This is a genomic window from Microterricola gilva (assembly GCF_004217495.1).
Classification (GTDB): domain Bacteria; phylum Actinomycetota; class Actinomycetes; order Actinomycetales; family Microbacteriaceae; genus Microterricola; species Microterricola gilva.
In genome coordinates, this window is the sequence record NZ_SHLC01000001.1 from 3468725 (window position 1) to 3493093 (window position 24369).

Annotated in this window: 22 protein-coding genes and 1 pseudogene; 9 read left to right on the forward strand and 14 right to left on the reverse strand. The window is 70.5% G+C overall.

All coding sequences use genetic code 11. From position 1 onward, the window contains the following. Positions 1 to 10: 10 nt before the first annotated feature. The 9 genes from EV379_RS16115 to hemE all read right to left on the reverse strand — a co-directional run bounded on the left by EV379_RS16115 (position 11) and on the right by hemE (position 7788). A complete protein-coding gene (locus EV379_RS16115) occupies positions 11 to 769 on the reverse strand; it encodes a uroporphyrinogen-III synthase (RefSeq protein ID WP_242616501.1) in 759 nt (252 codons plus the stop codon). Positions 770 to 861: 92 nt separating this feature from the next. After that, positions 862 to 1836: a hydroxymethylbilane synthase gene (hemC, locus tag EV379_RS16120; protein WP_130507032.1), complete on the reverse strand. Its 975-nt coding sequence runs from the start codon at positions 1834 to 1836 to the stop codon at positions 862 to 864. Beyond that, positions 1833 to 2894: a ferrochelatase gene (locus EV379_RS16125; protein WP_130507033.1), complete on the reverse strand. Its 1062-nt coding sequence runs from the start codon at positions 2892 to 2894 to the stop codon at positions 1833 to 1835. The genes hemC and EV379_RS16125 overlap by 4 nt, the downstream gene beginning before the upstream one ends. Next, positions 2894 to 3622: a hydrogen peroxide-dependent heme synthase gene (gene hemQ, locus EV379_RS16130; protein ID WP_242616419.1), complete on the reverse strand. Its 729-nt coding sequence runs from the start codon at positions 3620 to 3622 to the stop codon at positions 2894 to 2896. The genes EV379_RS16125 and hemQ overlap by 1 nt, the downstream gene beginning before the upstream one ends. 43 nt (positions 3623 to 3665) lie before the next feature. Beyond that, positions 3666 to 3977 carry a DUF3618 domain-containing protein gene (locus tag EV379_RS16135; protein WP_130507034.1) on the reverse strand — a complete coding sequence of 104 codons (312 nt, stop codon included), beginning with the start codon at positions 3975 to 3977 and terminating at the stop codon, positions 3666 to 3668. Continuing rightward, positions 3961 to 4386, reverse strand: coding sequence for a phage holin family protein (locus EV379_RS16140; RefSeq protein WP_130507035.1), 426 nt, complete (start codon positions 4384 to 4386; stop codon positions 3961 to 3963). The genes EV379_RS16135 and EV379_RS16140 overlap by 17 nt, the downstream gene beginning before the upstream one ends. Before the next feature lie 33 nt (positions 4387 to 4419). Beyond that, entirely contained in the window at positions 4420 to 4863 is a 444-nt protein-coding gene (locus EV379_RS17450; RefSeq protein ID WP_242616420.1) for a hypothetical protein, read from the reverse strand. 223 nt (positions 4864 to 5086) lie between these two features. Next, positions 5087 to 6610, reverse strand: a complete 1524-nt coding sequence (locus tag EV379_RS16150) for a protoporphyrinogen/coproporphyrinogen oxidase (RefSeq protein ID WP_130507036.1) — start codon at positions 6608 to 6610, stop codon at positions 5087 to 5089. Continuing rightward, positions 6607 to 7788, reverse strand: coding sequence for a uroporphyrinogen decarboxylase (gene hemE / locus EV379_RS16155; protein ID WP_242616421.1), 1182 nt, complete (start codon positions 7786 to 7788; stop codon positions 6607 to 6609). Before hemE ends, EV379_RS16150 begins: the two co-directional genes overlap by 4 nt. Positions 7789 to 8040: 252 nt before the next feature. Here hemE and EV379_RS16160 point away from each other — a divergent pair, with 252 nt between their 5' ends. Both EV379_RS16160 and EV379_RS16165 read left to right on the forward strand, forming a co-directional pair. Next, complete coding sequence (locus tag EV379_RS16160; protein ID WP_130507038.1) at positions 8041 to 9411, forward strand: glutamyl-tRNA reductase; 1371 nt, start codon at positions 8041 to 8043, stop codon at positions 9409 to 9411. Positions 9412 to 9426: 15 nt separating this feature from the next. Beyond that, positions 9427 to 10155: a GNAT family N-acetyltransferase gene (locus tag EV379_RS16165; protein WP_130507039.1), complete on the forward strand. Its 729-nt coding sequence runs from the start codon at positions 9427 to 9429 to the stop codon at positions 10153 to 10155. A 240-nt stretch (positions 10156 to 10395) separates the two neighbouring features. Here the strand turns inward: EV379_RS16165 and EV379_RS16170 are convergent, their stop codons facing one another. Further along, entirely contained in the window at positions 10396 to 11781 is a 1386-nt protein-coding gene (locus tag EV379_RS16170; protein ID WP_130507040.1) for a glycine--tRNA ligase, read from the reverse strand. 291 nt (positions 11782 to 12072) lie between these two features. On the opposite strand from EV379_RS16170, the gene EV379_RS16175 reads away from it, so the two are divergent. The 3 genes from EV379_RS16175 (at position 12073) to EV379_RS16185 (ending at position 14092) form a co-directional block, all read left to right on the forward strand. Further along, entirely contained in the window at positions 12073 to 12774 is a 702-nt protein-coding gene (locus EV379_RS16175) for a polysaccharide deacetylase family protein (RefSeq protein ID WP_207226288.1), read from the forward strand. A gap of 19 nt (positions 12775 to 12793) precedes the next feature. Then, complete coding sequence (locus EV379_RS16180; protein WP_242616422.1) at positions 12794 to 13228, forward strand: NUDIX hydrolase; 435 nt, start codon at positions 12794 to 12796, stop codon at positions 13226 to 13228. A 120-nt stretch (positions 13229 to 13348) separates the two neighbouring features. Further along, positions 13349 to 14092, forward strand: a complete 744-nt coding sequence (locus tag EV379_RS16185) for a Pr6Pr family membrane protein (protein WP_242616423.1) — start codon at positions 13349 to 13351, stop codon at positions 14090 to 14092. Between the two features lie 94 nt (positions 14093 to 14186). On the opposite strand, the gene EV379_RS16190 is transcribed toward EV379_RS16185, so the two are convergent. Both EV379_RS16190 and EV379_RS16195 read right to left on the reverse strand, forming a co-directional pair. After that, positions 14187 to 15110, reverse strand: a complete 924-nt coding sequence (locus EV379_RS16190) for a serine hydrolase (protein ID WP_130507041.1) — start codon at positions 15108 to 15110, stop codon at positions 14187 to 14189. Between the two features lie 137 nt (positions 15111 to 15247). Then, a complete protein-coding gene (locus tag EV379_RS16195) occupies positions 15248 to 17209 on the reverse strand; it encodes a M13 family metallopeptidase (RefSeq protein ID WP_130507042.1) in 1962 nt (653 codons plus the stop codon). A 113-nt stretch (positions 17210 to 17322) separates the two neighbouring features. On the opposite strand from EV379_RS16195, the gene EV379_RS16200 reads away from it, so the two are divergent. The 4 genes and pseudogenes from EV379_RS16200 (at position 17323) to EV379_RS16210 (ending at position 21134) form a co-directional block, all read left to right on the forward strand. Then, positions 17323 to 17694, forward strand: a complete 372-nt coding sequence (locus EV379_RS16200) for a YccF domain-containing protein (RefSeq protein WP_130507043.1) — start codon at positions 17323 to 17325, stop codon at positions 17692 to 17694. Between the two features lie 232 nt (positions 17695 to 17926). Further along, positions 17927 to 19366, forward strand: coding sequence for an FAD-binding oxidoreductase (locus EV379_RS16205; protein ID WP_130507044.1), 1440 nt, complete (start codon positions 17927 to 17929; stop codon positions 19364 to 19366). 32 nt (positions 19367 to 19398) lie between these two features. After that, positions 19399 to 19506, forward strand: a pseudogene (locus EV379_RS17565) (YccF domain-containing protein); the annotation flags it as partial. A 197-nt stretch (positions 19507 to 19703) separates the two neighbouring features. After that, positions 19704 to 21134, forward strand: a complete 1431-nt coding sequence (locus tag EV379_RS16210; RefSeq protein WP_130507045.1) for an FAD-binding oxidoreductase — start codon at positions 19704 to 19706, stop codon at positions 21132 to 21134. Positions 21135 to 21293: 159 nt separating this feature from the next. Here the strand turns inward: EV379_RS16210 and EV379_RS16215 are convergent, their stop codons facing one another. Together EV379_RS16215 and EV379_RS16220 are read right to left on the reverse strand one after the other, a co-directional pair. Further along, entirely contained in the window at positions 21294 to 23018 is a 1725-nt protein-coding gene (locus EV379_RS16215; RefSeq protein ID WP_130507046.1) for an ABC transporter permease, read from the reverse strand. Then, complete coding sequence (locus tag EV379_RS16220; RefSeq protein WP_207226290.1) at positions 23015 to 24007, reverse strand: ABC transporter ATP-binding protein; 993 nt, start codon at positions 24005 to 24007, stop codon at positions 23015 to 23017. Before EV379_RS16220 ends, EV379_RS16215 begins: the two co-directional genes overlap by 4 nt. Between the last annotated feature and the right edge of the window lie 362 nt (positions 24008 to 24369).

Genomic DNA, 24369 nt, shown 5'->3' on the forward strand with positions numbered 1-24369 from the left:
CGCGCGCTGCTCAGCCGGCGCTGCGTGCCTGAGCGGCGCGCACGAGCACCTCGATGAGGGATTCGGCCGTGCGCTCGTCAGCGATCGCGTCAACGCGCAGCCCGATCGCGCGAGCGTCCTTGGCGGTCTGCGGTCCGATGCAGACGACGAGGGTGCCGTCCGGGATGGGACCGAGCTGCTTCTGCACCTGCTCCGCGACGCTGCCGGAGGTCACGAGGACGGCCTGGACGCGCCCCTCCGCGACGTCGGCGACGACCGTCTCCTCAACCGGGACACCGACCGTACGATAGGCGACGACCGCCTCGACGTGGTGGCCGATGCGGGCGAGCCCGACGCTCAGCAGCGGCTTGGCGATCGCGGAGCGGAGAGCGAGAACGCGCAGGGGGATGGCGCCGTCGGTTGCTGCGGTCCACTCCTCGAGTAGACCTCTGGCGGAGTTGTCCTCCGCCGGCACGAGAGCGACCGGGTAGCCGGCCGCGGTGAGCGCTGCCGCTGTCGTCTCGCCGACGGCCGCGATCTTCGTCGCGGCAGGCACAACGGCCTGGTGCGATGAGAGCACATCGACGGTGGTCGCGCTCGTGACCGTCACCCAGTCGAAGCCACCTGCCGCCAGCTTGGCGAGAGCGGCCTCCAACGCGGCCGCGTCATCGGTCGGGGCGAAGTTGATCATCGGTGCGACCTTGGGAGAGGCACCCTGAGAACGCAGGCTGGCTGCCACCCTGTCACCCCATGGGCCGCCGCGGGGCACGAGGACGCGCCACCCGGTCAGTGGCTTCTGTGCCTTGTCCGGGGTCTGGGCCTTGTCCGGATGCTGGGCTTTGTCGGCCTTGCCCTCGTTCTCGAAGGCTGCAGAGCTCGTGGTCACGGCGTTCCCTTCACGGCGGCAAGTTCCGCGGCGCCGTTGCCGAGAAGTTCAGCGACGACGCGCTCGGCGACATCGCGGGCGGCCTCGGCCAGGTGGGCGGCCGAGTGGCTCTCCGGGGATGCAGCGTGCGAACTCGTGATCGAGCGCATGCCGTCCAGGCTATATACCGTCGCGGTCAGGAAGAACAGCTCGTTGTCGATACTGGCCGTCGCCCCGACCGGTGCTGAGCAACCGGCCTCGAGGCCGGCCAGCACGAGGCGCTCTGCGAGCGTAGTCGCGGCGGTCGCGCCGTGGTTCACCGCCTCCAGAGCAGTGGAGAGTCCCCGGTCGAGTGCTCCGGCGCGGACCTCGATGGCCAGTGAGCCCTGACCGGGCGCGGTTGGCCACTCGTAGAGGTCGAGGTACTCGGTCACGTGCTCCAGCTTGCCGAGGCGGCCGAGGCCGGCGGCGGCGAGCAGGACCGCGTCGAGGCGCTGCGGGTCGTCGGCGGCGAAGTCGTCGCTGACCCGCGCGAGCCGCGAGTCGATGTTGCCGCGGATGTCGACAATGTCGAGGTCGGGGCGCCGGGCACGTAGCTGTGCGATGCGGCGGGGCGAGCCGGTTCCGACGCGCGCGCCCTCCGGCAGCGTCTCGAGCGTGTGGCCGTCGCGGGCGCAGAGAGTGTCGCGGGCGTCGGCTCGCTTGGGCGTCGCGGCCAGGCGGAGGCCGGCGTAGTCGCCGGTCGGCAGGTCCTTGAGCGAGTGCACGATCAGATCGCACTCATCGGCGAGCAGCGATTCGCGCAGCGCGGAGGCGAACACCCCTGTGCCGCCGATGCTGGCGAGCGACTCGCGCGAGGTGTCACCGTGGGTTGTCACCGGCACGATCTCGATCTCGGCCTTCGCGGCGCTGCCGATGCGCGTGGCGATGGCCGTCGTCTGGGCCATCGCGAGTGCGCTGCCGCGGGTTCCGACCCGGATCACGGCGTTCATGCCGCACCCCCGTTGCCGGCATCCGCCGCGCCGACGCGCTCGTGGTCTGCCCACGGACCCAACTCGGTCAGGTGCGGGCGCTCGTCGACGGGGACGTCATTCACGCGCTCGAGCACGAGGTCGACCAGTCCGGAGACGAAGGCGGGGTGCACGCCCGGAGTCGGAACGCGCACGGCGATCAAGCTGTGGCCCTCCGCGGTTGCGACGGCCTCGTTGTCGAGGTCCCACATGACCTCCATGTGGTCGCTGACGAAACCGAACGGCACGATCACGACGGCCTTGACGAGGCCGGCAACGGCAAGCTCGTCGATGGCGTCGTTGATGTCCGGCTCGAGCCAGGGGGTGCGGGGGTCGCCGGAGCGCGACTGGTAGACGAGCGACCATGCGGCCGCTGGAGCGGTCTCGCCGTGGATGTACGAGGCGACGGCCAGGTGCTGGGCGACGTAGGCACCGCCGGGGCCGAACGACGGTCCGGATGCCTCTGCCGCCGTGTTCGGGATCGAATGGGTCACGTAGAGCACGTGGATGGCCTCGTCGGCGATGCCCTGGGCACGCAGCTGGTGCACGGCGGAGGAGACGCCCTCGACGAAGGGCGTGACGAAGCCGGGGTGGTCGAAGAACTCACGGACGCGGTCGATCGACATCTGCTCGCCGAGGCCGGTGTCTGCCAGCGCCTTCTCGAAGTCTTCGCGGTACTGGCCGACGCCCGAGTACGAGGTGTACGCGCTCGTGACCAGTCCGAGCAGCCGGTCGTCTCCCGCCGCATGCGCCTCGCGCACGGTGTCGGCGAAGAACGGGGCGGAGTTGCGGTTGCCCCAGTAGACGGGCAGCTCGATGCCGCGCGCGGCGAGCTCGGCCTCGAGAGCCGCCTTCAGCGCCCGGTTCTGGGCGTTGATCGGGCTCACACCGCCGAAGTGGCGGTAGTGGTGGGCGACCTCTTCGAGGCGCTCGTCTGGGATCCCGCGCCCGGCAGTCACATTGCGCAGGAACGGGATGACCTCGTCCTGCCCCTCCGGGCCGCCGAAGCTGGAAAGCAGGATGGCGTCGTACTGGGCCACTACTGCAGCACCTCCACAAGTTCAGCGGTTTCGATCCGGCGCCCGGTGTAGAAGGGCACCTCTTCACGCACGTGCATGCGCGCATCGGTCGCGCGCAGTTCGCGCATCATGTCGACCAGATCGGTGAGCTCGTCACTCTCGATCGGCAGCAGCCACTCGTAGTCGCCGAGGGCGAATGCGGCAACCGTGTTGGCGATCGCGCCCGTGAACGCTGCACCCTTGCGGCCGTGGTCGGCGAGCATCTGGCTGCGCTCGGCCTCGGGCAGCAGGTACCACTCGTAGCTGCGCACGAAGGGGTAGATGGTCATCCAGCCCTTGGGCTCGAGCCCGCGCAGGAAGCCGGGAACGTGGCTCTTGTTGAACTCGGCATCGCGGTGGACGCCCATGGCGTTCCACGTGGGCAACAGGCTCTTGAGCATGCGTGCGCGACGCATCTCGCGCAGCGCCCACTGCAGGCCCTCGGCATCCGGACCGTGCAGCCAGAGCATGACGTCGGCGTCGGCACGGAGGCCGGACACGTCGTAGATGCCGCGGAGGGTCACGCCCTGCGCCTGGACCAGCGCGATGGTGTCATCGAGTTCGTGCACGAAGTGCGGAACATCGTGGCCGTCGAAATCATCGGGGTTGTTCGGATCGCGGCGCAAGACGGCGAACAGAGTGTAACCCTGCGGCGATCCCTCGGGTTCGAGCATGTCGGATGGGACCTGACGATCAGTCGGGGCAGTCATGCCCCTAGTCTGCTCCGCTTTGCGCCGCGGGGCAAAAGCAGTGTTAGTTCCGGACCGCGCGAATGATGGCCCAGACGCCGAGGCCGACGGCGGTCGCCGCCGCCAGAGCGACGGCACCGAGGGCGAGCGGGTTCTCTGCCGCCATGCGGCGCACGCGGGCGCCCGTGCGGTCGGCTGCGAGCCCGATCTGCTTGGGAACGTTGAGCTTGTCTTCGATGGCGTCGAGGGTTGCGGCGAGCTCTGCGCGTGCGCGCGCGGCGTCGGCCTGCAACTCGGCCCGACTGCGGCGCGGCGCTTGCTGCTGCGCGGCGGCCGTGCTCGAGGCGGTCGCGCTGCTCTCAGGCGTGGCGGTCATACGATCCCTCTCCCTTGAAGACGTCCATGTCACGGCGCAGATCGACGTCGAACTCGCTCTTGGCCAGGCCGGCCTGGATACGGCCGCGACCGATGAAGATCAGCAGAATGGCGAGCAGGAAGAGGATCCCGGCCACGATCAGCGCGGCCAGCCAGGCCGGAACGATGAGCGCGAACGCGAGCACGGCACAGGCGACGAGCACTGCGAGTCCGAAGAAGGCGAACCCGGCGGCAACGGCCATGAGCGCAACGCCGAGGCCGATGCGCTGACCCTTCTCGCTGAGTTCGGCCTTGAACTGCTCGATCTCGGCGCGGACCAGGTCGACGAGCAACCCGGGAAGGTCGCCGATCAGCTCAAAGAGGGACCGCCTGTTCGCCGCCTTCAGTGGGTTTCCGTCATGTTCGCTCATCACGCACGCACCTTTCCTGGCGATCGGATGCGATCAGCCCTCGGCCTTCGGAGTGGTCTTGGCCGACTTCGCAGCCGTCGGCTTCGAAGCCGTCGGCTTCGTGGCGGTCGGCTTCGCTGTGGCCGGCTTCGCGGCGGTCGACGTCGCGCTCGCCTGGGCTGGAGTGGCGCCCTGGGTCGCGGTGTCTGACGCCGTATCGGCCGCCGCCTTGCCCTGCTTGGTCGCCGCATTCACGAGCTTCTTCGCGTTGTCGAAGAAGGCGTCGGAGACGGTGCCGACCCTGGCGAGGGCGAAACCCTTGACCTGGTCGACGCCCTGCTGCACGAGCGGCGTGTTCCACACGCTCTGCGCGGCATCCTTGATCTGTTCGTATCGCTTGCGGCCGGCGCGCGTGCCGAGCACGTAGCCCACCGCCGCACCGGAAACGAAGAGAAGCTTGCCCTTCATGACACCCCGATCTGTTTCGCTGCTCTGCACAGCGTCGCCTTGCCTAGAGTAGCCCCGTTCCGGGCATCCCGAACCGGCGAAGTCGAAATATTCCATTTTCGAGATGCATCGGGGCGCGGCCTGCACTCCGCGCCGGTTCCCGCGCTGCGCGCCACGTGTTGTGGCGCACAGCGCAGAAGTTGGCGCAGTGAACGGCGCAGAGAACGGCGCAGTGAATGGCGCGGGGAACGGCGCGGCCCGCGGCGCGGCGCGGCTAGAGGTGCACGAAGTGGCGGCGGATGCCGGAGGCGGCGGCCGTGGCATCCGGAATCACTGAGGCAAGCCCCGTGCCGCCCAGCCAGGATCCCGTCGCGGCGAGCGTCGTCTCCTCCTCGAGCCGCGCGCGCAGGGCCGTGACCCGTTCCCGCTGGCCGATGGCGGCGTGCGAGAGTGCGTCGCGCCACGGCGTGCGCGCCGAATCGACGAGCTGGGACGCGGCGAGCGGAACGCCGAGGATGGCGCTCGCGTCGCGCAGGGCGAGGGCGGTGAGCTCGGCGTCGTCGAGCGCCGCGCTCGGGCTCTCCTGCCCGAGACGGCCGTACGACAGGCGCACGACGTGACGCCCCGGCCCAGCTGCCTCGGCCAGCCACGCCCACTTCGCGGTGGAGTGGGTGAGCGCCTTCGCGGTGGTGCCTGGTGTGTCGGCGGCCACGAGCACGCCGGTACCGCGCGGAGCGCCATCGAGCTCCGGGGCGTCGAGCACGAGCGTGACGATCTCCACCGCGGAGCCGGAGGCCCATGCGGAATCGCTCGCCTCGCTCCACTCTGGCCGCGCCGCGGCCAGAAGACCGAGCGAGACGGTCGCGGGCGCGGCCAGGATGACGGTGCGGGCGGTGACCACGCGCTCGACCCGCTCGGTCACCGGTGTTTCGGTCGCCAGCGCGTCGGGCTCCGGCGCGTCGGACTCGGGCGCGGGCCGCTCGGTCGCGGTCAGCGCCCACGTGCCGTCGGCGTTCTCACGCAGGCCCGTCACACGGGAGCCGAGGCGCAGCTCGGCGTCGAAGTGGGCGGCCTCGGCAAGCAGCGCGTCGACGAGGCGGTGCATGCCACCGCGGATGCCGCGCACGCCCGCTCCCGGCTTGGCGTCGCTCTTCAGCAGGGCAACCGCCCCGGAGAGCGACCCGGCGCGGGTGAGCGCGGCGTTCAGCCCCGGTGCGACGACATCGACCTCGAGGTCGTGCGCGTCGGCCGAGTAGACACCGGATGAGATGGGCGAGACGAGTCGGTCGAGCACGGCCTTGCCCATGCGCTGTTCGACGAGCTTGCCGAAGTTCTTCTCCGTGCCGATCGTGAGCACGGGGCGCAGGCGGTCGGAGTATGCGCGGATGGAGTTCTTCCAGCCGATCGCGGCGCGCACGTCATCGGCGAGGGGCGACGAGGGGATGCCGAGCAGCGAGAGCTTCGGCATCGGCACCGTGATGGCGTCCGTCCCGGTCAGCGGCGGCAGGCGCAGCCAGGCTCCTGCAGGGTTCGGATCGACGATCTCGCCGCCGAGCCCGAGCTCACCGAGCAGCTCTGCCACGGAGTCGTTGCGGGTCGCGAAGCCCTCTGCACCGGTGTCGAGGCTCAGGCCGGCGAGCTCGGTGCGGCCGACGCAGCCGCCCGCGGCATCCGCGGCCTCGAGGATCAGCACCGAGAGTCCGAGCCTGGCGCAGGCGCGCGCGGCGACCAGACCGGCAACGCCGGCCCCGACGACGGCGACGTCAACGGTTGGCGCCGGGTTCTGCTCGGCGCTCATCGGCCGTGCACCAGTTCGACGACGCGGCTGAGCACGGTGGGGTCCGTCTCCGGCGGCACCCCGTGGCCGAGATTGAGCACGTGGGCCGGTGCGCTCTCGCCGCGACGCAGCACATCGCGCACGTGGGCCTCGAGCACCGGCCACGGCGCGCCGAGCAGCGCGGGGTCGACGTTGCCCTGCACCGGCACGTCGCCGCCGAGGCGACGGATGCCCTCGTCGATGGCCAGGCGGTAGTCGACGCCGACCACGTCGGCTCCGACGCGGTGCATGGCCGCGAGCAGCTCGCTCGTTCCGACGCCGAAGTGCACGATCGGAACGCGGTTCCAGACCCGCTCGGGATCGGCCGCCCCGTCGGTGCCGCGCTCGTAGTAGCCGAGGTCGCTGACGAAGCTCAGAGCGTGGGCGGATGCCGGGGCGACATGCTCCTCGTAGTCCTCAAGCGACAGCGCGCCGGCCCAGGAGTCGAAGAGTTGCGCGGCGCTGGCGCCGGCCAGGATCTGCGCGCGCAGGAAGCGCCCTGTCACCTCGGCGGTCCAGCGCATCAGCGCGGCCCAGGCCTCTGGCTCGGAGTGCATCAGGGCGCGGGCGGCGAGGTGGTCCTTCGACGGCCCGCCCTCGACGAGGTAGGCCGCGAGCGTGAACGGCGCTCCGGCGAAACCGATCAAGGGGGTTACAGATGCGGGCTCGCCGTCGACGCGGTGCGACGGCGCGATGTCGGCGAGTGCCGCGACGGTGCGCGCGACGGCCTCGGAGATCGGAGCCAGCGAAGCATCGAGAACGTCGGGGTCGAGGGCGGTGAGCTCGGCCACGTCGGCCGCGGTGCGCACGGCCTTGCCCATCACGGGCCCGCGGCCGGCCACGATCTCGACCTCGACGCCGACGAGCTTGAGCGGAACGACGATGTCGCTGAAGAAGATTCCGGCATCCACCCCGTGCCTGCGCACGGGCTGCAGCGTGATCTCACTGGCCAGGGCAGGGTCGAGGCAGGCGTCGAGCATCTTCGTGCCGACGCGCAGTTCGCGGTACTCGGGCAGCGAGCGCCCGGCCTGGCGCATGAACCAGACCGGCGTCACCTCTGGCCGGTCGCCGCGGTAGGCGCGGATCAGGCGCGAGCGGCTGGTGAGGCCGGTGGCGAGGGGGTGCTGAGGCGGCAGAGTCTGGCGAGCGTCGTGGTTCACGTGGCCATTGTCTCGCACCCGGCTGCGCGCCGTCTCGGAGCCGCCGCCGGAGGCCGGTGGGCGCGGCATCCGCGGCCGCAGGATGCGGCATCCGCCCGGGCGCCAACAGCACGACGGGAGGCCTTCGGCGCGACCGGCGGCCGCTGCCGTGAAACGTGGCCTCCCCCGCCCACTTTCACCTCCCGTCACGTCGTGCCATCTGCGGTCAGGCTGCTGCCAGCAAGCGGCTTCGACGAGCTGTAGAATTCTCAGGTGCTCATCTGCCTCTCTGCGAGTCACAAGAACTCTCACTTCGATCTGCTCGAACAGCTCTCTGTCGACGCGGCGGCCATGGGCGAGCGCATCGTGAGCGAACACCGCGCGCTTCCCGGGGCTCCGGCCCTGCAGGGCGCCGTCGTCGTTGCCACCTGCAACCGCTTCGAGACCTACCTCGATCTCGACGCCCCCTTCGGCCAGTCACCCCTGCCCACCGTGTTCGCCGCGATCGACGCGGTCAGCGCCAGCACCGGGGTGAGCAGCGAGGTGCTGCGCGACAGCCTGCAGCTCGTGCACGGCAACGGCGTGGCCGAGCACCTCTTCGCCGTCTCGGCCGGCCTCGAATCCGTCGTCGTCGGCGAGGGCGAGATCGCCGGCCAGGTTCGCCGCTCTCTGGAGCAGGCACGCACAGCCGGAACGACGAGCCCCGAGCTGGAGCGCCTCTTCCAGCGCGCATCGCAGACCTCGCGCGGCGTCAAGAACCGCACCGGCATCGGCTCGGCCGGCCGCTCCCTCGTCCGACTCTCGCTCGAACTCGCCGAGAGCCGTGTCAGCGACTGGGCCGAGACGAGCGTTCTGCTCGTCGGCACCGGGCGCTACGCCGGTGCGTCGCTGGCCGCGCTGCGCGACCGCGGAGCCGAGAACGTGCGGGTCTACTCGCCGTCCGGCCGGGCGGAGCGCTTCGCAACCAACCACGGCATCCTGCCCGTCGCGCACGCCGATTTCGCGGGCGTCGCGGCATCCGTCGACCTCATCGTGACCTGCACGACCGCCGAGACCCACGTCGTCGACGCCGCCCTGCTCAGCGCCGGCCGCGAGGCAGCGGCAACGCCGAGCGCCCGCCAGTTGCTGATCGACCTCGGCCTGCCGCGCAACATCGACCCCGATGTGGCCGAGCTGACCGGCGTCGAACTGCTCGACCTCGAGACGATCAGCATCCACGCGCCGCTCGAGGAGCTGAACGCCACGCAGGAGGCCCGCGCCATCGTCGGCAAGGCCGCCCGCACCTTCACGAAGGTCGCGGAGGAGCAGTCACTCGCCCCCGCCGTCGTCGCGCTCCGCAGCCACGTCTTCGACCTCCTCGACGCCGAGATCGCCCGCGCGCAGAGCAAGGGCGATCCGGACGGACGCATCGAGCAGTCGCTGCGCCACCTCGCCGGGGTGCTGCTGCACACGCCCATGGTGCGCTCCCGCGAGCTCGCCCGCGACGGCGAGCAGCAGGCTTGGCTCGACGGCCTTGACGCCCTCTTCGGCCTGAAGATCGAGACCCCGGATGCCGCACGCGCCGGTTCCGACATCCCGAGCATCACGGGCACCGCGGCCGGTTGCCCGGTCGGCGGCGACCGCCTGCGCGCGGCCAACGACTAGCACGATCGGACGGCGATGAGCTCGGCACCGGACACCACCCCTGACCTCGCAGCGCCGGCGCCCGGTCTGCCCGATTCCGCGGAGGCCCCGACTCCCCCTCCGGGCTACTTCCACGGCTTCCCCTTCGACAGCGGCCCGCTCGCGATCGCGCCCATCCAGACCGAACGGCTCATCCTGCGCCCGCTCACGGTCGACGATGTCGCCGACGTGTGGGAGTACCAGCGGCTCGACGAGGTGCTGCGCTACATCCCCTGGCCGCGCCGCACCGCCGAGGAGGGCGCGGCCCACACCCGGCGCCGCGCCGAGTTGCGCACGCTCGACGGCACCGCGGACAGCGCCATCTTCCTGGCCTGCGAGCTGGCCGCGGACGACGAGCGGGTGGCAGGAAGCGCCGGCCGCGTGATCGGCGACGTCATGCTGCGCCTCAGCAGCGTCGAGACGGCCGAGCTCGAGATCGGCTGGGTGTTCCACCCCGACTTCGCCGGCAGGGGCTACGCAACCGAGGCGGCGGAGGCCACGCTGCGCCTCGCCTTCGACGGCATCGGCGCCCACCGCGTCATCGCCAACCTCGACCCGCGCAACGAGGCATCCGCCCGGCTGTGCGTGCGGCTCGGCCTGCTGCACGAGGCGACCCTGCGCGAGTCGTACTGGGACAAGGGCGAGTGGAGTGACACCGGCATCTACGGGATGATCGCGCACGAGTGGCGCGCCCGCGAAGACACCCCGGCGCCGCACACACCCTGAGAGCCGCCGGATCACCGCTGCTCGCCGTAGCGCGGGGTTGCGCGGGGTTGCGCGGGGCCGCGCGCCAAAAACCGCGTTACGCGGTAGTTGTTTCTACGGCATAACGCGGCTTCTGGCGCTCAGGGCAACAATGCCCACCAACGCAACAACCCCGAGATCGCGTCGCGTTCCCGGGGTTGCCTTGGTTAAGGCTGCCGCCTTTCGCCTGGCGGCGAATTGATCCACTGGATCAATTCGCCGTTAGGCGCCCTTCAGGCGCTCGGCGAGGTATGTGTACAGCGTCGCGAGCGGCACGCGCTCCTGCTGCATGGTGTCGCGGTCACGCACGGTCACGGCCTGGTCGTCGAGCGAGTCGAAGTCGACCGTGATGCAGAACGGGGTGCCGATCTCGTCCTGGCGGCGGTAGCGGCGGCCGATGGCGCCGGCGTCGTCGAAGTCGATGTTCCAGCTCTGGCGCAGCTCGGCGGCGAGGTCACGCGCCATCGGCGAGAGACGCTCGTTGCGCGACAGCGGCAGGATGGCGGCCTTGATCGGTGCCAGGCGCGGGTCGAGCTTGAGCACGGTCCGGGTGTCGACGCCGCCCTTCGCGTTCGGCACCTCCTCCTCGTGGTACGCGTCAACGAGGAACGCCATCAGCGAGCGGGTGAGGCCGGCGGCCGGCTCGATGACGTAGGGCGTCCAGCGCTCATTCTTCGTCTGGTCGAAGAAGGAGAGGTCCTTGCCCGACTTCTCGGAGTGGGTCTTCAGGTCGAAGTCGGTGCGGTTCGCGATGCCCTCGAGCTCGCCGAACTCGCTGCCGGTGAAGCCGAAGCGGTACTCGATGTCGACGGTGCGCTTGGAGTAGTGCGAGAGCTTCTCCTTCGGGTGCTCGAAGAAGCGCAGGTTCTCCGGGCTGATGCCGAGACCGGTGTACCAGCTCATGCGCTGTTCCATCCAGTACTCCTGCCACGTCTCGTCGGTTCCGGGCTCGACGAAGAATTCCATCTCCATCTGCTCGAACTCACGGGTGCGGAAGATGAAGTTTCCTGGTGTGATCTCGTTGCGGAAGCTCTTGCCGATCTGGCCGATGCCGAACGGGGGCTTGAGGCGAGAGGCCTGCAGCACGTTGGCGAAGTTCACGAAGATGCCCTGCGCCGTCTCCGGGCGGAGGTAGTGCATTCCCGACTCGTCGTCGACCGGGCCGAGGAAGGTCTTCAGCAGGCCGGAGAACGCGCGCGGCTCCGTCCAGGTGTGGCGGTTGCCGCAGTTGGGGCAGGCGATGTCGTCGAGGCCGTTCTCGGGCGCGCGGCCCTTCTTCTCCTCGTACTCCTCTTCCAGGTGGTCGGCGCGGAAGCGCTTGTGGCAGCTCTGGCACTCGACCAGCGGGTCGCTGAAGACCTCGACGTGTCCGGATGCCTCCCACACCTGCTTGGGCAGGATCACGCTGGAGTCGAGGCCGACGACGTCGTCGCGGCTCTGCACCATGAAGCGCCACCACTGGCGCTTGATGTTCTCCTTGAGCTCGGTGCCGAGCGGCCCGTAGTCCCAGGCCGAGCGCGAACCCCCGTAGATCTCACCGGCCTGGAAAACGAATCCGCGGTGGCGGGCGAGGGCGATGACGGCGTCGAGACGGCTGGGTGCGGCCATGGTGGCTCCAATGGGGCGTGATCAGGGCGGAAGGGCCCGGCGAACAGTCTTCCTAGTTTACGGTGGGGGCGCCGCACCCCGCACCACGCCGGGGACGCAAAGCCGGGTTCCCGGCCCCACGGTCGTAGGATCGAGCCACACCGCGATGGCGGAGCCGGGGGGCATGTGTTGGACAGGCGGGGATTTCTGACGATCGGTGCGGCCGGAGCCGCACTGCTGCTGGCTTCGTGCGCCGCGGAGCCCGAGGTGCCGACATCCGCGCCTCACCCGCCGCGGCCCGCGCCGCGCCCCGTGCCAGCGCACCCGCCTGCCCCAGAGCCCGTCGTCACGCCACCGCCAGCGGCCCCGCAACTTGCGCGGGTTCCCGTCGGCGGCGGAACGCTGACCGAGCTGCCGGGTGACGGCCAGCTGCTTGCCTGGACAGCGGATGACGGCAGCAGCGCCGCCGTGATCGCGGCCTACGCCGCCTTCGCCGCCCAGAGCGGAACACGACTCACGCTCTTCGTCACCGGCTGCTATGACGCGTGGGACGCCAATGCCGAGGCGCTGCGCCCGCTCGTCGCGTCCGGGCAGATCCAACTCGCCAATCACACGTGGTCGCACGCCGATCTCACCTCCCTGCCCGATGACGAGGTGCTCTCGGAGCTCCAGCGCACGCACGACTTCATCCACGAGACGTGGGGCGTCGACGCCAGACCCTTCTTCCGGCCGCCATTCGGATACCACGACGAGCGCGTCGACGATCTTGCGGCGAGCATCGGCTACACGGTTCCGACCCTCTGGTACGGCACACTCTCCGACTCCGGGCTGATCACCGAACAGCAGGTGGTCGACTTCGCCACGCAGTGGTTCCTGCCACAGCACATCGTGATCGGCCACCTCAATTTCGACCCGGTCACGAAGGTCTTCCCGCAGCTGCTGGCGATCCTGCAGGAGCGCGGACTGCAGACCGTCACCCTGAACGACGTCTTCAGCAGCGAGCAGCACCCCTGAGCTGCGGTTGAATGGAGCGGTGACCCCGACACCCAACCACACACTCCCCGACATCGCCGTGGCCGCCGTCGCGCTGATCCGCGATCGCCGCGTGCTCATGGTCACGGCCCGCGGGCGCGACGTGCTGTTCATGCCGGGCGGCAAGATCGATGCCGGCGAGTCCATCGCGGATGCCGCGGTGCGCGAGGCCCGCGAGGAGATGTCGATCGACCTCAGGCCGGGCGACCTCCACGAGCTCTTCACCGTGGCGGTGCAGGCACACGGCGAGCCCGTCGGCCGGCTCGTGCGCATGCACGTCTTCGGGGTGGATGCCGCCGTCGCGGCATCCGTCACCCCCTCGCCGTCGGCCGAGGTGAGCGAGCTGCACTGGGTCGAGGCTGCGGATGTCCACCGCTGCCCGCCGGCCGGTGCGGAGGTCTTGCAGCGGCTCGCGGCGGCCGAGCTGATCGACTAGCGCCCGCCAGCCTCGGCGCCCGCGCGGGGACCGGTTGAAGCCACGGCGCCCGCACGCCGTGCGACGCGGTTTCCGCCCGGCCCGTGCGCTGGCCGGTGCCGGCGTGGTAGAACCGGAGGCGTGACGGATTCAGACGACTACGCCCCGACCGGCCGCACGACCAGCGTGGACGAGGCCGGCAGGGCCGCCGTCGCCGGTGCGCCAGCGCGGCACTGGGCATCCGCGCTCACGGGCACGACGGCCGCCCGCGTCTGGCACGGTGTCGTCGCGGCGATGACGCTCACGGGCGTCAGCATGGAGATCTACACGATCCTCGTCGACACGATCCCTGACGTCGGCCAGACCGTCGTGCTGCTCGGACTGCTCTTCAGCTACTTCACGATCCTCTCCAACGTGCTCGTCGGCGTGACCTGCCTCATGCTCGTGATCGACCCCCACCGCGACGGGCCGATCTTCCGGATCGCCCGGCTCGACGCCGTGCTCTGCATGGCGATCACGGGCATCGTCTACAACACCGTGCTGGCCGGGTTGCAGGAGCTCTCCAAGGCCGGAGAGGTCTCGAACTTCTTCATGCACCAGGCCGGCCCGCTCCTCGCCGTGCTCGGCTGGTTCGTCGTCGGCCCGCGGCCGCGCGTCGACCGCTCGACGATCTGGTGGTCGATGGCCGCGCCGCTCGCCTGGATCGCCTACACCTTCGTGGCAGGGGCGGTGTCCGGTCACTACCCGTACCCGTTCATGCGGGCCACGGAGATCGGCTACCCGGCGGCACTGCTCAACACGGGCGTGGTCGTCGTCATCTTCCTGGTCGGTGCCGCCCTGCTCGGCTGGATCGACCGCAAACTGCCGGCAGCGCCGACGGGCTGAGGCGGGCGGGGCGACTGGCCCGCATCGGCGAAAGCCCTCGAGGTTTCCTGATTTGGGGGCTGCCGCCTTTCGCGACGCTTCGCGTCGCGCTGCCTCAGTGCACGTACTCCAACAGGTCGAGTCCGACCTGGCGCATGCCGTCGAGCACCTCGAGCCTGGCCGCGAGGGCGGTGTCGGCGAAGCTCATCGAGACCGTGTAGCTGACGCCGGCGCGCGGGCCGCGCAGCACGCCGACCTCGCTGCGCACCCCTGGTTCCGTTCCGGTCAGGTTCACGAGCAGTAGGCCGTGATCGGGCTCGCGGTGCGCGAGCGGAACGAGGCCGAAGGCGCTGGCGACCATGGAGAGGTCGGCGTTGAGCGAGAGCCAGCCGAGCACGCGCTGCGAGACGGCTGGCGACACCACCTCGCCGCGGGCCATGGCGGTGAAGAGCCAGCAGAGTTCCTGCGCCGAGCCGACCGAAAGCTGCGGGGCGTCGTCCGGGCCGCGCTGATCGCGCACGACGTCGAGCAGCGCCGTCTTCGAGAGCCCGAGCGACTCTGCACGTCTGCGCACGGCCTCGAGCCCGACGACCCGCAGCAAGACGTTGCTGGCCAGGTTGTCGTTGCTCGCTCCGACGAGCGCGGCCAGATCTGCCACGGGCAGCGACGGCGCCTGCAGGTGCTGCCAGATGCCGGCAGCGCCCGCGGCATCGCCGGCGCCCCGATCGAGGATCACGAGCTCACCGAGACCGTCGTCCGCGCGGTCGGGGTCGCTCAGTTGGGCAGCGACCTCGATGAGGAGCAGCACCTTGCCGATGTCGGCGGCCGGCATCGCGACGTGGTCATCGACAGAGAACAGCACGCGCCCCGTTGCGAGGTCGCTGGCGCGCGCCGAGACCTGCACGCCGTCGAGGGCGAGCTGGCCGAGCGCAGCGAAACCGCGCCCGAAGTTCTCGTTCGTCTCGCCGCCCTGGTGCCTGCCCCGCTCGAGTGCCGCCTGCCGCACACGGCGTTCCGACTGCTGAGCGGGGGTTGTCACACGGGTTCCTTCGAGGCTGGATGCGGATCGCGCGGCTCACCCCTCCGCGCAGAGTGCCCCCAGCGGGAGAGATCTGCTGCGGGTCAGGATGAGTGTAACCCCGGCAGCTGACAGCCGACGACGGCCAGCGACCACGCTCACCAGATCGTGACGCGCTCCTCCGGGGCGAGCCAGGCGGCATCCGTCTCGTTCACGTCGAACGCGCTGTAGAACTCGTCGATGTTGCGCACGATCTGGTTGCAGCGGAACTCGTTCGGTGAGTGCGGGTCGATTGCGAGCAGGCGAATGACCTCCTCGTCGCGGCCCTTCATCTGCCAGGCCTGCGCCCAGCTGAGGAAGAAGCGCTGCGCACCCGTCAGCCCGTCGAGCACGGGCGGCTCCTGCCCGTCGAGCGAGATCAGGTAGGCCTTCCACGCGATGGCGAGCCCGCCGAGGTCTCCGATGTTCTCGCCGATGGTGAGGGCGCCGTTCACGTGGTGGTCAGGCACCTGGGCGGGAGCGAGGGCGTCGTACTGTGCGATCAGGGATGCCGTGCGCTCCTCGAACGCGGCACGGTCGGCCTCCGTCCACCAGTCGGTGAGGCGGCCGTCGCCGTCGTACTTGGATCCCTGGTCGTCGAAGCCGTGGCCGATCTCGTGGCCGATGACGGCGCCGATCGCGCCGTAGTTGGCCGCGGCATCCCGTGCCTCATCGAAGAACGGCGGCTGCAGGATCGCCGCGGGGAACACGATCTCGTTGAACCCGGGGTTGTAGTAGGCGTTGATCGTCTGCGGCGTCATGAACCACTCGTCGCGGTCGATCGGCTTGCCGATCTTGCCGAGCTCGCGGTTGAACTCGAACTCGCTCGTCGCCCGCACGTTGCCGATCAGGTCGGTTGCGTCGATGCTGAGCGCCGAGTAGTCGCGCCACTTCGCCGGGTAGCCGATCTTGGGGGTGAACTTGTCGAGCTTGTCGAGGGCGCGCTCGCGCGTCTCGGCGCTCATCCACTCCAGGGTGGTGATCGACTGGCGGTAGGCCTCGACGAGGTTCGCGACGAGCACGTCCATCGCGGCCTTCGCGGTCTCCGGGAAGTGCTTCTCGACGTAGATGTGGCCGACGGCCTCGCCGAGCGCGCCCTCCACCAACGAGACGCCGCGCTTCCAGCGGTCGCGCATCTCCGGCGTTCCGGTGAGCGTGCGGCCGTAGAAGTCGAAGTTCGCCTCGACGATGTCGCTCGTGAGGTACGCGGCGCTGCCGCGCACGACCTGCCAGCTCAGCCAGTCGCGCCATGCATCGAGCTGGTCGGGCACGAGCAGAGCGCCGATGCCGCTGGTGAAGCTCGGCTGACGCAGCACGAGCTCGTTGAAGACACCGGTCGGTGCGCCCATGGCGTCGCGCCACACGGCCAGGTCGGCCGGGACGAGGCTGGCGGCATCCGCCCAGCTCATCAGGTTGTAGGTCTTCTCGCTGTCGCGCGATGCGACGTTGTCCCAGTGCACGGCGGCAATCGCGGTCTCCAGCGCGAACACGCGCTCGGCCCGCTCGGCCGGATCGCTGAGACCGGCGAGTCCGAACATGCGCGCGAGGTGGGCACGATAGGCCTCGCGCACGTCGGCGAACTTCTCCTCGCGGAAGTAGCTCTCGTCCGGCAGCCCGATTCCGCCCTGCTCGGCGAACACGAGGTAGCGCTCAGGGTTGCCAGGGTCGTTGTCGACGAAGAGCTGGTAGAAACCGCTCACGCCGGAGCGCTCGAGCTCACCGAGGGCGGCGAGGAACTCCGGGATCGATGCCACGGATGCCGCGGCGGCCAACTGGCCGGCGATGGGCGTGACGCCGAGGCTCTCGATGCGCTCCTCGTCGAGGAAGCTGGCGTAGAGGTCGCCGACCTTGCGCGCCTCGGTGTCCGGCTCCGCGTCCTGCGACTCCATGATGATGTCGCGCACGGCCTTCTCTGCCTCTTCGTGCAGCACGTAGAACGAGCCGTAGCGCGCCTTGTCGGCCGGGATCTCGGTGCGCGCGATCCACTTGCCGTTCACGTGGCGGAACAGATCGTCCTGCGGGCGCACCGCGGGGTCGAGTTCGTCGAGCACAATTCCAGAAGCAGTCGTCGCAGCGGTCATTGCCACAGCCTATTGGGAACGCATGACGCCGCAGCTGGGATTCCGCCGAGCGCGAAGTGCACTTTCGCCGAGTCGATGTGCACCGGCGACGGGGAACTGCTTCACTGATGGCTATGAAGACGCTGCTCAACATCATCTGGCTCGTGCTCAGCGGCTTCTGGCTGTTCCTCGGTTACCTCCTGGCCGGCATCATCTGCTGCATCCTGATCGTGACGATCCCGTGGGGCATCGCCTCCTTCCGCATCGGCCTCTACGCGCTCTGGCCGTTCGGCAAGACCGTCGTCAACAAGCCGACGTCCGGCGTCTGGTCGTTCCTCGGCAACGTCGTGTGGGTCATCGTCGCCGGAATCTGGCTGGCCATCGGCCACATCCTCTCCGGCATCGCGCTCTGCATCACGATCATCGGCATCCCGTTCGGCATCGCCAACTTCAAGATGGTCCCCGTGTCGCTCGCGCCGCTCGGCAAGGAGATCGTCGACATCTGAGTCGGCGGCAGACCCAGTGGATGCCGCGGGTGGGCATGGGTGCCAGGCCCGGCCCCGGTTGGGGGCGAACCCCGACGACTCGGGCATCCGGGCCACATAACGTTTTCTCTCGGTGCGGCTGACAATCGATTCGCATCGACTCGGTTCAGGCAACGTGTGCCTCTTCTCCCGCCTCCTGCGACGGGACCAGGCCCCCCTCCGGTCGCACCCCCCCTCCGAGAAGAAAGCAACCATGTCCATCGCAGAATCCCCCGTATTCACCACGCTCGTCCCGCTGCACCCCGCCGCGTACAGCGAGCTGGCCGCCCGCATCGACGGCGTCGTCTCCACACCGAGCGACGTCGACTGGAACACCGTGCGACTCGCCTGGAACCTGAGCGCAGACCAGCGCCCGGACGCCGTCATCGCACCACGTCACGCCGAGGACGTCCGCACCACGCTGTACTTCGCCGACGAGCACCAGCTGCGCGTCGTCGCGCAGGGCACCGGTCACCTGGCCAGCCCGCTCGGTGACCTGGCCGGCAGCATCCTGCTGCGCACCAGCGCCCTCACCGGGATCACGATCGACCCAGACGCACTCACCGTGCGGGTCGGCGCCGGTGTGCTCTGGGGCGACGTCACAACCGCCCTCGCCGAGCACGGCCTCATGGCCCTGGCGGGATCCTCTCCCGATGTCGGCGTCGTCGGCTACCTGCTCGGCGGCGGCGTGAGCTGGTTCGCCCGCAGCATGGGCCTGGCGACCTCGCACGTGACCGCCATCGAAGCGGTCTCCGGCGACGGGCGGATGCTGCGCGCCACCGCTGACGAGGAGAGCGAGCTGTTCTTCGCGCTCCGCGGGGGTGGTGGCAACTACGGCATCGTCACGGCCGTCACGTTCCGCGTGTTCGCCGTGCGCGACGTCTACGCCGGCATGATGCTGTTCCCGATGGAGCGGGCCGACGAGCTGCTCAGCGCCTGGGAGTCGTGGACGCGCGAGCTCGACGAGAGCGCGATGACCTGCTTCCGGCTGATGCGGGTCCCCGACCTGCCCGACGTGCCGGAGTTCCTGCGCGGGCAGAAGCTCGTCATCATCGACGGCGCCGTCGCCATCGAGCAGGCCACCGGCATGCCAGTCGACGAGGCGGAGCGCACGGCGGATGCCGTGGCCCTGCTCGCCCCGCTGCGCGCGCTCGGCCCGTTCCTGGACACCTTCGGCGTTATGCCGGTCAGCCGGCTCGGCGAACTGCACATGGATCCTCCCGGCCCGGTGCCGGCGACCGGCGACGGCGTGAATCTCGACGAGCTGCCACATGCCGCGATCGACGTGCTCCTCCGGCTGGCCGGGCCGGACGCCGAGACCCCGCTGATGCTCGTCGACATCCGCCACATCGGCGGCCAGCTCGCCGTGGCCATGCCGGGCGGCGGTGCCGTCAACCGGCTGCACGGGCGCTTCCTGCTGTTCGCGGGCGGCATGAGCCCCGACCCCGAGTCCGTCGACGCCCTGCACGCCGCGGTGGCGACGGTGCTCGAGGCCCTGTCCCCGTGGCGTGCCGCCGCCGACTACCTCAACTTCCGCGAGGTGCGCACTCCGGCCGATCGGCTCTACCCGGTCGACACCCTGGCCAGGCTGCGCGCCGCGAAGCGCCGCTACGACCCGGCAGGGCTAATCCGCTCGGCACACCCGCTGCACTAGCGCCGAGCCGGGCCGGGTCGCGGCCGCGGCCCGGTATCGCGCTCCGCATCACGATCATCGGCATCCCGTTCGGCATCGCCAACTTCACGATGGTGCCCGTGTCGCTCGCTCCGCTCGGCACGGAGATCGTCGACATCTGAGTCGGCGGCGCTCCCGGGCGCGAGTTCAGGGCTGGCCCCGACGACTGTGCCGTCTGGTCGCCATAGCGTTGCTTCTCGTTGCGTTGGCACATCGCCACGCAACGCATCGGTTGTGGGCTCCCCTGCCCGCCTCACGCGTATCTGCGACGAGGGCCGCCAGCATTCCGGTCGCGCCGCATCCCGAGAAGAAAGTCGCCATGACCATCGCAGAATCTTCCCCAGCCGCCGCGCCTGCCCCGCTTGCCCCGCAGGCCTTCGCCGCCCTCGCGGCACGCATCGACGGCACCGTCACCACCCCGATCGACGCCGGGTGGGACACCGCCAGGCAGGCCTGGAACCTCAGCGCGGACCAGCACCCCGACGCCGTCGTCGCGCCGAGCAGCGCGGCCGATGTGCGCGCGACGCTGCTCTTCGCCAACGAGCACGGGATCCGGGCCGTCGCCCAGACCACCGGGCACCTCGCCGGACCACTCGGCGATCTGACCGGCAGCATCCTGGTGCGCACGAGCGCCCTCTCCAGCATCGAGGTCGATCCAACGGCGCTCACCGTCCGCGTCGGCTCCGGCGTGCTCTGGGGCGACGTCACCGCGGCCCTCGCCGAGCACGGCCTGATGGCCCTGGCCGGATCGGCCCCGGATGTCGGCGTCGCCGGCTACCTGCTCGGCGGCGGCGTCAGCTGGTTCGGTCGGAGCCTCGGCCTGGCCACCTCGCACGTCACGACGATCGAGGTCGTCTCCGGAGCTGGGCGCATGCTGCGCGCGTCGGCCACGGAGGAGAGTGAGCTGTTCTACGCGCTCCGCGGTGGTGGAGGCAACTACGGCGTCGTGACCGCGATCACCTTCCGCGTCTTCGCCGTGCGCGATGTCTACGCCGGCATGCTGATGTTCCCGCTTGAGAGCGCAGACGAGGTGTTCAGCGCCTGGGAGCTGTGGACCCGCGATCTCGACGAGAGCGCAACGAGCTGCTTCCGACTGCTGCGCGTGCCTCCGCTGCCCGAACTGCCGGAGTTCCTGCGCGGCCAGAGTTTCGCCGTCATCGACGGCGCGATCGCGATCGATCAGGGCGCCGGCTCGGAGGCCGAGCGCTCGGCCGACGCCGCAGCGCTGCTCGCCCCGCTGCGCGCACTCGGCGCCGCCATCGACACCTTCGGAGTGATGCCCGCGAGCCGCCTCGGCGAGATCCACATGGACCCTCCCGGCCCCGTGCCGGCCGTCGGCGACGGCATCAACCTCGAGGAGCTGCCCCGTGCCGCCATCGATGCGGTGCTCACGCTTGCCGGCCCGGACGCCGCGTCTCCGCTGTTGGCCGTCGACATCCGTCACGTCGGCGGGCAGCTCGCGATTCCGGCCCCCGACGGCGGCGCGGTCAACTCGATGCCGGGGCGATACCTGCTCTACGCCGTCGGCATGACGCCGACACCGGAGGCGGCCGCCGTCGTACTGGCGGCGGCACAGGCGGTGCTCGAGGCGGTCGCGCCGTGGCGGAGCGCCACCGACTACATCAACTTCCGCGAGGTGCGCACCGCGCCGGAACAGCTGTACCGCACCGACACCCTGGCCCGCCTGCGCGCGGCGAAGCTCAGCTACGACCCGAACGACACGATCCGCTCGGCACACCCGCTCGGCTGAGCCCAGAGCTTTCTCGGCCGCACCCGAAGCGGCGGAGGAAGGTTGATGGGGAGGAGGGAATCGCAGATTCCCTCCTCCCCATCGCATGTTCTCCCACGGGTACTGTCTCCCGTCGGCACCATCTCCTCCCAAACGGATGCCGCCGCCCCGCCCACCCGGCTACCCGCCGAGGGCGAGGTCCCGCCGACGCACGAGCACCGCGGCGAGCGCCGACACCACGACCGCGAGCCCGAGCATGACCCAGGTGGCGCTCCAGTCGACGGTTGCCGCGGTCGCGGCCGTGACGATGGGCGTGTGTGAGAACGGGGACGCGTCGCGCACGGCATCCGGCAGCCCGAGCAGCCCACCGAACTGCCCGATCCCGATCGCGAGCAGCAGCACGACCCAGGCGAGCCAGATTGTGGTGCGCGGCAGCACCGCGAACACCAGCGCGACGATCGCGAGCAGGAGCAGTACCGCCGGCAGCTGGGCCAGCCCGGCGAGCGCGACGGAGGCCGCGCGATCACCGAGACCGGCGGAGCGGGTGAGCCCGATCACGGCTCCGAGCACGGCTGAGCCGAGCACGAGCACCGCCGTGAACACCCCGACCGCGAGGTAGCCGCCGAACCAGTGCAGCCGGGTTACGGGCGCGGCGAGCACGATCTCGGCGGTTCCGGCTGCCTCGTCCTGCCGCGCCCTGACCATCGCCTGCACGGTTCCGACGGCCGCGATGATGCCGACGAGGCTGAACATGGCCGCCGTGAACAGATCGATGAACGACCCCTCCGCGCCCGGCCCGGCCAGCGTCGAGAGGGTGTTGCCGAGCGTCTGCGTCACGTCGGCGGCACCCGTGTCTCCTGCCTGCACGAGCTTCAGCATCGTCTCGCCCAGCGCGCCGATGAGCAGGCCGAAGATGGCGCCGGCCACCATCCAGCCGATCACGGCGTTGCGCTGCATGCGCCAGCTCAGCCCGAGCGGTCCGCTGAGCGAGCGCGGGGCGTTCAGGCGGCCGGCCCGCTCGGGGATCACGCTCGAGTCGACGTCGCGGTGCGCCTGCATCCAGAGCGAGGCCACGACGAGCACGGCGCCGAGCGCCAGCCCGGGGGCGAGTGGCCAGAGTAGTTGCCCGGTCTGAGGGGAGAACGGCGCGACGGCCTGCCCCCACCCGATCGGACTCAGCCAGCTCGGCCACGCCGCGGTCATGCTCACGCCGTCGGCGTGCACGGTTCCCGTGGCATCCCCGAGCCCGCGCAGCACATAGGAGAGCGTCACGACCGCGGCGGCCAGCCCGTTCGCCCCGCGCGAGGTGCGCATGAGTTGCGCGGAGAAGAGCCCGACGCCGAGGAAGGCGACACCGGTGACGGCGAGCGCGGCACCGGCGAGCCAGCTCCCCTCCCGGTCGGCACCGCCGAGCAGGTAGCCGAGCGCCGACACGACGCCGATCACCACACAGAGCACCGTGCCCTCGATCACCGTCGCGACGAGCGGCGTGCTGCGCCCGGCCGGCGTCGCCCCGATGAGCTCTGCGCGACCGGACTCCTCCTCCGCTCGGCTGTGCCGCACGGCGAGGAACGTCGACATCAGCCCGATCAGCACCCCCAGGAAGGCGAACAGCAGGAAGTACTGGAACGCGTCGGCGGCCGGGCCCTGCGGGGTGCCGCGCAGCATCAGCACGGCCGGCGTCTGCTGGATCAGCTGCAGCACCTCGACGCGCTGCGCCTCCGTGCCATAGGTACTCTCGACCGCGGTGTTGCCGACGGAGGCGAGCAGGGCGAATCCGGCGATCCAGGCCAGGAGCTGCACGCGGTCGCGGCGGAAGCGCTGCCTGACGAGCGGGAGCAGCGTGCGCGGGGGCTGCGCGGCGGCCGGCGCGCGCACCGCCGTCGGCGCGAGCGTGGCGGTCATCGCCCTGCCTCCCCCCGCGATTCGCTCAGCGTGGCGTCGGCGCTCGGCGGCTGGGCGGGCGCCGCGGCATCCGCCTGCCCGCCGTAGTGGCGGAGGAACAGCTCCTCGAGCGATGGCGGGTTCACCGTGAGCCCGCTCACCCGCAGCGCGGCCAGCGCCGCGAGCACCGCCGGCATGTCGTCGCTGTCCACGGTGAAGCGCACACGGGCGGCGTCGCGCAGCAGCTCGTGGGTGCCGGGGATCGTGGCGAGCTGCGCGTTACTGAGGGCGCTGCCGCCCTGCCCCTCCGCCGCGAACGACACCTCGGTGCGGGTGAGGTGGCGGAGCTCGGCGAGGGTCCCGCTCTCGACGGTTCTGCCTGCGCGGATGATGCTCACCCGGTCGCAGAGGTGCTCGACCTCGCTGAGGATGTGGCTGCTCAGCAGCACGCTCGTCCCCTCGCCGACCCGCTGTCCGATCTGCTCGCGGAACACCGCCTCCATCAGGGGGTCGAGGCCGGATGTCGGCTCGTCGAAGATGTACAGCTCGGCCGGCGTGGCCAGGGCGGCGATGAGTGCGACCTTCTGCCTGTTGCCCTTGGAATAGGTGCGGGCCTTCTTGCTCGGATCGAACTGGAAGGCCTCGACGAGCGCCGCCCGCCTGCTCGCGTATGCGCGCTTGTCTGCATCGCCGCCGCGCAGCCGGGTGAGCAGGTCGATCGCCTCGCCACCGGAGAGGTTCGGCCAGAGGCTCACATCGCCGGGAACGTAGGCGATACGGGCGTGCAGCGCCGCGGCATCCGCCCATGGGTCCCTGCCGAAGACGGATGCCGAGCCGCCGCTCGCGCGCATCAGACCGAGCAGCACCCGGATGGTCGTTGACTTGCCTGCGCCGTTGGGGCCGAGGAAGCCGTGGACCTCGCCGCTGGCGACGCTGAGGTCGAGCCCGTCGAGCGCAACCACCCGGCCGAAGTGCTTCTGCAAGCCCCGTGTTTCAATCACCGTGCTCATAGTCGTGACGCTACGCCGATGCGGCGCCAGTTGTGGGATTTCTCACAGTTTCCTAACGCCGCGCGACGCGCAGCGTCGCGAAAGGCAGCAGCCCACACCAAGGAAGCGTCGAGAACCGCACCCGCACCCGCTCCCGGGCGTCGAGCGCTCAGCCACGTGCGCTGTCAGGGCTTCGGCGCGACGCGCAGCGTCGCGAAAGGCGGCAGCCCTCACCAAGGAAACATCGAGAACCGCACCCGCACCCGGGCGTCGAGCGCTCAGCCTCGTGCGCTGTCAGGGCTTCGGGGGCGGCCTCGTTCCTCGGCTGCTCCCTCAAGCCAGCGTGCGGAGGCGCGCGACAGGAACCACGCGGAAGGAACCAC

Excerpts from the sequence above, each read along its gene's own strand:
- hemC (WP_130507032.1), bottom strand. The coding sequence starts at position 1,836 with ATGAACGCCGTGATCCGGGTCGGAACCCGCGGCAGCGCACTCGCGATG.
- EV379_RS16220 (WP_207226290.1), bottom strand. The coding sequence starts at position 24,007 with ATGAGCACGGTGATTGAAACACGGGGCTTGCAGAAGCACTTCGGCCGG.
- EV379_RS16210 (WP_130507045.1), top strand. The coding sequence starts at position 19,704 with ATGACCATCGCAGAATCTTCCCCAGCCGCCGCGCCTGCCCCGCTTGCC.
- EV379_RS16200 (WP_130507043.1), top strand. The coding sequence starts at position 17,323 with ATGAAGACGCTGCTCAACATCATCTGGCTCGTGCTCAGCGGCTTCTGG.
- EV379_RS16215 (WP_130507046.1), bottom strand. The coding sequence starts at position 23,018 with ATGACCGCCACGCTCGCGCCGACGGCGGTGCGCGCGCCGGCCGCCGCG.
- EV379_RS16140 (WP_130507035.1), bottom strand. The coding sequence starts at position 4,386 with ATGAGCGAACATGACGGAAACCCACTGAAGGCGGCGAACAGGCGGTCC.
- EV379_RS16135 (WP_130507034.1), bottom strand. The coding sequence starts at position 3,977 with ATGACCGCCACGCCTGAGAGCAGCGCGACCGCCTCGAGCACGGCCGCC.
- EV379_RS16150 (WP_130507036.1), bottom strand. The coding sequence starts at position 6,610 with ATGAGCGCCGAGCAGAACCCGGCGCCAACCGTTGACGTCGCCGTCGTC.
- hemQ (WP_242616419.1), bottom strand. The coding sequence starts at position 3,622 with ATGACTGCCCCGACTGATCGTCAGGTCCCATCCGACATGCTCGAACCC.
- EV379_RS16195 (WP_130507042.1), bottom strand. The coding sequence starts at position 17,209 with ATGACCGCTGCGACGACTGCTTCTGGAATTGTGCTCGACGAACTCGAC.
- EV379_RS16165 (WP_130507039.1), top strand. The coding sequence starts at position 9,427 with ATGAGCTCGGCACCGGACACCACCCCTGACCTCGCAGCGCCGGCGCCC.
- EV379_RS16170 (WP_130507040.1), bottom strand. The coding sequence starts at position 11,781 with ATGGCCGCACCCAGCCGTCTCGACGCCGTCATCGCCCTCGCCCGCCAC.
- EV379_RS16205 (WP_130507044.1), top strand. The coding sequence starts at position 17,927 with ATGTCCATCGCAGAATCCCCCGTATTCACCACGCTCGTCCCGCTGCAC.